This is a genomic window from Paenibacillus sabuli, assembly GCF_014705605.1.
GTDB classification, from domain to species: domain Bacteria; phylum Bacillota; class Bacilli; order Paenibacillales; family Paenibacillaceae; genus Paenibacillus_D; species Paenibacillus_D sabuli.
Window position 1 is genome coordinate 1 of the sequence record NZ_JACXIZ010000085.1, and the last position, 7,784, is coordinate 7,784.

Sequence of the window (7,784 nt, forward strand, 5' to 3'; positions counted from 1 at the left end):
TCAATCCCGCGAAAATCTACCGCCCGAGCTACATGCACTTTCTTGGCAATGTCCGCACCGACAACCAATGTCGATTCGGTAATTCGTGTAATTCGTTGATTCTGTTTCTGCCTCATCTTATACTTCATAGTGAGCGCCTCTTTCGTTTTGGGATTTGTTCTGGCCGAACGGTTCCCAGTATAACAAGAGGCGCTTTCTGTTTTCAAAGAGCAAATTACTTCATTACAGGAATGGCTCCTAAAACAAATATAATTTCATTAAATCTTCTGAAATGTTCAATTGTTATTCTCTCTGCTTCTGGTTTATCGTTCTCCGTTTTTCAGCCTTTCTAATTCGTACTCATAAGCATCCTCAATTTGTTTTGTTTTATTGTCTTGTCCTACATAAAAATCCACTCCTTCAGAATCAGTCGCAGAAGAATGATATGATCGGTGCATCATATCAAAGGTAATTCTTCCGACCGTAAATTCCTGGTCATACGTTTCTTCAAGGTACGAACGAAATTCGTTTTTCAATGTGTAATACTTAATCGGATTACCAATAAAAAAATATAAAATTCCCCATAGGATTGAAAGAAAAATAAGCAGGGGCAGCGCCTTTTTGATTTTTCGCAGGACTTTCACTTTAATTCCCCCTTGCATTGTTTCAATATCAAATAGAGTAACATGCCCACCCTGCATAATTTGTCGAAACTTGCCGTCGAATACGCCATGGCCATGTAATGGCGGCAGCTTCCTCCTGCTCCCTCCTCTTCCAACCAAAGAGCCGGTCGCAGCTTAACCTGCGACCGGCTCTGTTAAAAGATATAATAGATCGTACACGCCGCCCTCATGCCATCCATCAGCCTCGTGCCGTCCTTACAGCTTCATATCGTCCATGCTGCATTCGTGCCGTACAGGAAGCCCTCCTGCCTTCCAAGCAGCCCTGACGCCGAGACGCCGAAGAACCGATGCACGCCCCACATTCGCACACGCCTGATCTCTTTCGCCCATGCCTCCGTCAAGCCGACAGGAAGCGGTACTGCGCCTCGATCAGGCCGTGATAGATGCCCTGCTGGCGCATCAGCTCGTCGTGGTCGCCTTGCTCCATGATAACGCCGTGATCGAGCACGACAATGTTGTCGCAATGGCGGATCGTCGAGAGCCGATGCGCGATGATGAACGAGGTCCGTCCGAACAGCAGCGTCTTGAGCGCTTCCTGAATCTTGAGCTCGGTCTCGGTGTCGATGCTGGCCGTCGCCTCGTCGAGAATGAGCACGCGCGGATCGGCGAGCAGCGCGCGGGCGAACGACAGCAGCTGACGCTGGCCCATCGACAGACTGTTGCCGCGCTCCTGCACCTGCGTGTCGTAGCCGTCCGGCAGCGACAGGATGAAGTCGTGGGCATTGACCGCCTGCGCCGCCAGCTCGACCTCCTCGTCCGTCGCATTCAGCCGCCCGAAGCGGATGTTGTCGCGGATCGAGCCGGAGAAGATGAACGTATCCTGCAGCACGATCCCGACCTGCGAGCGCAGACTCTCGACCGTCACGTCGCGGATGTCCTGGCCGTCGATCAGCACTCGCCCCTGCACCGGGTCGTAGAACCGGCACAGCAGGTTAATGATCGTGCTCTTGCCCGAGCCGGTATGGCCGACGAGCGCGATCGACTGCCCCGCCTTGACGTCAAGCCGAATATTCTTCAGCGCCGGGCGGTCCTTCTCGTATTCGAATACAATGTCCTCGAAGGTCACGTCGCCGCGAATCTCCTGCAGCCGCTTCGCATCCGGCCGCTCGCCGACCGTCGGCTCCTCGTCGATGAACTCGAAGATCCGCTCCGACGAGGCCATGGCGATCAACAGCTGCGAGTACATCTGGCCGAGCCGGTTGATCGGGTCCCAGAAGTTGCCGATATAATTGGCGAAGGCGACGAGCACCCCGATCGTGATCGCGCTCGTCTGCACCAGATGCGAGCCGTACCAGAACAGGATCAGCATGCCGATCGCCGAGGTCACCTCGATGACCGGGCCGAACGACTGATTGAGCGCCGACGCTCTGTGCCAGGCGAACATATTGGACTTGTTCATATTGTCGAAGTAAGCGGTGTTGTTCTGCTCCTGTACGTAGGCCTGAGTGACACGGATGCCCTGGATGCTCTCGTTGAGATGCGCGTTCATGCGCGACTGCTTCATCCGCACGTCCTGCCACGCGGTGCGAATGCGGCGCCGCAGGCTGGAGGAGACGATGAACATGAGCGGCACGGTAATCATGACCGCCAGGCCGAGCTTGACGTTGAGCACGAGCAGGATGACGACGATGCCGACGAGCTGCACGCAGTCCATCATCAGGTTGACGACCCCGTTGGTGAACAGGTCCTGCAGCGCGTTGACGTCATTGGTGACGCGGACGAGCACCGAGCCCGCCGGGCGCTTGTCGAAGAAGCGGAACGACAACTTCTGAATATGGCTGAACAAGTGCTGCCGCAAGTCGAAAATGATGCGCTGGCCGATCAGGTTCGTATAGCGGATGCGGAACGTATTGGCCCCCCACTGCACCAGATAGAGCGCGAAGGCGATACCCGCGATCCAATACAGCAGCGAGAGACTGCCCGAGCTGCCGTCCTTGGGATAAATGGCATGGTCGATCGCGTAGGCGATCAGCGCCGGGATCGCCAGCCGGGTCGCCGTGCCGAGCACCATCATGACGATGATGATCGGCAGCAGCTGCTTGGCATAAGGTCGCATATACGTAAAGAGTCGTCTGATCTGCGCCCAGTTAAACGGCTTCTCGATCAGCTCGTCGTCCTGATAGACGAAACGATTGCGCTTATTCGCGGTCCGAGCCGCTTGCTCGCTCACTGTACAGCCCTTCTTCCCTGATCATAGGTTGGTGCGGCCTCCGCTGCCGGCGAATCGGCCGGACGGTCCGCGTATTGCGTATTGTACGTCTCCCTGTACAGCCCGCGCTGCGCCAGGAGCTCCTCGTGCGTGCCGCGCTGCACGACGACGCCCTGCTCCAGCACGAGGATCTCGTCGGCATGCTTGAGCGAGGAGATGCGGTGCGCGACGATGAATGTCGTCCGGCCCTGCATCAGCGTCTTGAAGCCGGCCTGGATCTCGTGCTCGGTCTCCATGTCGACGGCGCTTGTCGCGTCGTCGAGGAACAGCACGCGCGGGTTTTTGATCAGCGCGCGAGCGATTGCGATCCGCTGCTTTTGCCCGCCGGAGAGGCCGAGGCCGCGCTCGCCGACGACGGTGTCGTAGCCGAGCGGCAGCTCCATGATGAAGTCATGCGCCTTGGCCAGCTTGCACGCCTCGATAATCGCCTCGTCGCTGACATCAGGGCTGCCGTAAGCGATATTGTCGCGGATCGAGGCGGAGAACAGGAACGTCTCCTGGAACACTGTCGCAATCGGCGAGCGCAGCTCGGTCAGCTCGAGCTCGCGAATGTCGCGGCCGTCCAGCGTGATCGAGCCCTTCTGAATGTTGTACGCCCGCATCAGCAGCTGGACGACCGTCGACTTGCCGGAGCCCGTGCCGCCGAGCAGCCCGATCACCTTGCCCGGAGGCGCGTCGAGGTTGAAGTCGCGCAGCGCCGGCGGCTTGTCGGGATAATGGAACGTCACGTCGCGGAATTGCACGTGGCCCCTGACCTGATCGGGCTCGAGCCGCGCCGGATGCTCCGGATTGCGGACGTGCTCGTATTGATGCAGCAGCTCCAGCACCCGCTCGCCCGATGCCTTGGACTGCGTGTAGTTGTTGATATGGAAGCCGAGCTGCCACATCGGCTGAACGATGTACCAGATGAGGCTGAAGAAGGCGACCAGCTCGCCGAGCTGCAGCGAACCGCGGATGACGAGCGAGCCGCCCGCCACGAGCAGCATGACGATGCACAGGCTGGCCAGCAGCTCCATGACCGGGAAGTAATTGCCCCAGATGCGCGAGGCGCGCAGCTGATTCGCCTTGTACTCCTCGCTGCGGACGAGGAACTTGTCGACCTCGTGCGGCTCGCGGGCGAACGATTTGACCGTGCGCACGCCGGTGATATTCTCCTGCACTGCCGTCGTCAGATGGCTCATCGCCAGCCGCATTTCCTGGAACGCCGGATGGATGCGCTTCTCGAAGCGCAGCGCCGTGAAGGCGAGCAGCGGAATCGTCACGAACGTCATCAGTGTCAGCTGCCAGTGAATCGAGACCATCATCGCCGCGCCGAAGACGACCATCATCAGCATGTTCAGAATTTGCGCGAAGCCGAAGCCGATGAACTGCCGGATCGCCTCCAGATCCGCGGTCAGACGCGACATCAGGTCGCCGGTCTTGGCCGTGTCGTAATACGGGAAAGAGAGTCGCTGCAGCTTTTCGTAGCAGGCATTGCGCAAGCGGTACGCGACCCGGTTGCCCAGCCGTCCGCCGAAAAACCCGTGGACAAATTGCATCGAAGCCTTCAGAATGATAACCCCGACGACGGTGAGCGCGATGGTCGGCACCCATTGATACTGCTCCGCTATCAGGACATCGTCGATCAGCACGCGCAGCAGGTTCGGGTAGACCAAGCCAAGCGCCGTCGCGACCGCGAGCGCGACGATCGACGCGGCCAGCAGCTTGCGCTCCGGCCAATAAAAGTCCTTCAGCTGTTTAAAGACGTCCAAGTGAGTTCTCTCCCCGATTTCCAATTTATGAACCTGAAAGAATCTTAACAGCATCCCTTCATGTCGGCAAACGGCGCGAACGTCCGTTTTGGGGAGTGTGACACGGAAAGTTCACATTCCAAATAGAGATTGGGGGGGTATTCTTGCAAATCATCCGAATTGGTGCTTGGCATCCCCCAATTGCTCGCATTTTGATCGGTGCAGAAAAAAACCGTCTTCTCCCGAAAACAATCGGGAAAGACGGTGCTAAACGATATCGTTAATCCATGAAGGCGATGCCCGCTTGCGTGTAAAAAATAAGCACGTTAAAGCAACTATAATGATCGGCGATAACGGAATTTCTCTTCGCGCGCAGTTCCCAGCGTACAGCTGCTAGCGCGCCGCTCCCAGCGTTCGGCGACGGCGTTCGGCGACGGCTTCCGGCAACAGGACTGCGGTCGAACGAGCGTATGCAGGCCCTTCGCCGTTAGGGCGAATCCTGCTGTGCAACCTCGTATTTCACGCTTATTTCCGACGCTGGACCGAACTCCGCCGTCTAACCTCACATTTTACGCTTATTTCCGACGCTGGACCGAATTCCGCCGTCTAACCTCACATTTTGCGCTTATTTCCGACGCTGGGCCGAATTCCGCCGTCTAAGCTCACATTTTACGCTTATTTCCGACGCTGGACCGAATTCCGCCGTCTAAGCTCACATTTTGCGCTTATTTCCGACGCTGGACCGAATTCCGCCGTCTAAGCTCACATTTTGCGCTTATTTCCGCTGCTGGGCTGAACTCCGCCGTCTAACCTCACATTTTGCGCTTATTTCCGACGCTGGACCGAATCCGCCTGTATAGCCTCACATTTTGCGCTTATTTCCGACGCTGGAGCCGATTCGACGTGCAGCCTCGCATTTTGCGCTTATTTCCGACGCTGGACCGAACTCCGCCGTCTAAGCTCACATTTTACGCTTATTTCCGACGCTGGACCGAACTCCGCCGTCTAAGCTCACATTTTACGCTTATTTCCGACGCTGGACCGAATTCCGCCGTCTAACCTCACATTTTACGCTTATTTCCGACGCTGGGCCGAATTCCGCCGTCTAAGCTCACATTTTACGCTTATTTCCGACGCTGGACCGAATTCCGCCGTCTAACCTCACATTTTGCGCTTATTTCCGCTGCTGGGCTGAACTCCGCCGTCTAACCTCACATTTTGCGCTTATTGGTACCAGCGGCCGGGTGCGCGCTTCCTATTCTAAGAGGCGGGCGGCGCTAGCGGTCCCGCTCGGCAGCGCCACGGAGGCGCTGGAGCGCCTCCAGCAGCCGCTGCAGCTCCGCCGGATCGATCCGGCTCTCCAGCGACGCCGCGACGCGCGCATGGTGCGTCTCGATCTCGGCCCGCAGGACAGAGGCGACACGCTGCAGTTGCTCGTTCCAATGCGCCTTGTACGCGGCGAGCCAGCGCTCGCGCACCTCCTCCACATGCCGCTGCAGCGTCGGCAGTACGCGCGCCTCCAGCGCGGTGCGCAGCGCGCCGCGGCCTGGACCTTCGAAGAAGTGGCGCGGATTTTTGAAGTCGGCGGCAAGCAGCCGCCGCTCGACCGCATCGGTCTCCCAAGGGGCGCCAAGCTCGGCCGTCGGCAGCTCTGGCAGCTCCGGCTCGGACGCTTGCAGGCCGTCGAGCCGCTCAGCAGCGGCGTCGACTGCAGCATTGTACAGTCCGGCGAGCCTGCGGCCGATCAGCTTCTCCAGCCGCAGCGAGGTCGCCAGCAGCTCCTCCGACAGCTCCGACTGCAGCAGCCGCTGCAGCTCGAGCCAGCAGCCCCACAGCATCTTCTTGAGGTCACGGCCGTCGTCCTGCAGCACCGAGGGGTTAAAGGCATAGCCATAGTGCTCGCCAAAGCGGTACTGCAGCCGCTGCACGACATAATGAAGCAGCTCGCTCAGCTCCGCGGCAACCGCCTCGTATGGCGCATCCTCCAGCAATGCGGCTCCAGCCTGCAGCGCCGTCTCCGACGCCTCCGCGAGCCGGTCGCGGCGCGCAGCGCGCGAAGCCGCGTCGCCCTGCGCCGAAGCGAGCCAATCGGCGACGGCGTCGCACGCCCGGCCGATATCGCGCGCGGCGGCTTCGATCGACAATCGGCCGAGCTCGCCGGCCGTGAAGGCGCGGAACGCCCACTCAAACGCCGCCAGGCCGGACGCTTCGAGCCTCTGCGGATCGCCCGCGGCCTTGGCATCGATGGCCTCCAGGCTCGACACCGGGTACAGCCGCGGCTGGCGGATGCCATGCTGGACGAGACGCTCGCCGACGTGAGCGAGCACCGCCTCCAGCTCCTCGTCGTCCGCGGCCAGATCGGCGGCGTTGACGAGGAAGAACATTTTGTCCAGCTCGAACTGATCCTTCACGCGACCGAGCTGCAGCAAGAATTGGCGGTCCGCCTGCGAGAAGGCGTGGTTGTAATAGGTCACGAACAGAATCGCGTCCGCGTTCTTGATGTAGTTGAACGCGACGCCCGTATGGCGCGCATTGACCGAATCTGCGCCCGGCGTGTCGACGAGCACGATGCCCTGCGCGGTCAACGGACAAGCGTAATAATAATCGATCTCCTGCACGAAGCAGGAGCGGGCCTCCTCCGCCACGAAGCGGCGGTACTCCGCCTCGTCGACGTGCAGCTCGCCGCCGAGCCGCTCGGCCTGCGCGTCCCAGCCCTCGTGCACGGCTTTGAGGAAGCTGTAGTGCGGCCGACCGCCGGGATGCAGCGCATCCGGGCGCAAGGCGCCGATCCGGCGCAGCAGCGCCGCCTCGTCTGTCGTATCGTCAGGCTCGCCGAGCAACGCCAGCGAGTACCGGATATCCTCCATCATCGCCGGGCGCGACTTCATCGCGATCCGCGCGGTGCCGTGCGGATGCTCCGCATCCGGCGGCACGATCCGATTGATCGCGGCGGTCGTCGGATTGGGCGAGACCGGCAAGGCGGTGTCGCCGATCAGCGCATTGGCGAGCGAGGACTTGCCCGCGCTGAAGGCGCCGAAGAGCGCGATCGTGAAGCGGCTCTCGCGCAGCCGCTCGGCCTTGCCGCGCATGCCGCGCGCCGCGGCCTGCAGCGGCGCGTGCGGCGCGAGGAGCGCTGCCGCCTGCTCGAGCAGCTCCGCGGAGGCGCGCTGCGGTCCGAGCAGC

4 protein-coding genes are annotated in these 7,784 nt (G+C 60.2%); all 4 read right to left on the reverse strand.

Annotated features, from left to right (window positions below; genetic code table 11):
* Window positions 1-302: 302 nt before the first annotated feature.
* Window positions 303-623 (reverse strand): YfjL-like protein, encoded by a 321-nt coding sequence (locus tag IDH44_RS26040; protein WP_190921741.1) that lies wholly within the window; start codon window positions 621-623, stop codon window positions 303-305.
* Between the two features lie 376 nt (window positions 624-999).
* The gene (locus IDH44_RS26045) at window positions 1,000-2,832 is read right to left on the reverse strand and encodes an ABC transporter ATP-binding protein (protein WP_190921742.1); all 1,833 of its coding nucleotides are present in this window, start codon (window positions 2,830-2,832) and stop codon (window positions 1,000-1,002) included.
* Entirely contained in the window at window positions 2,829-4,622 is a 1,794-nt protein-coding gene (locus IDH44_RS26050; RefSeq protein ID WP_190921743.1) for an ABC transporter ATP-binding protein, read from the reverse strand. Before IDH44_RS26050 ends, IDH44_RS26045 begins: the two co-directional genes overlap by 4 nt.
* A 1,256-nt stretch (window positions 4,623-5,878) precedes the next feature.
* Window positions 5,879-7,784 (reverse strand): dynamin family protein (locus tag IDH44_RS26055; RefSeq protein WP_190921744.1); only part of this gene is annotated, 1,906 nt, incomplete at its 5' end.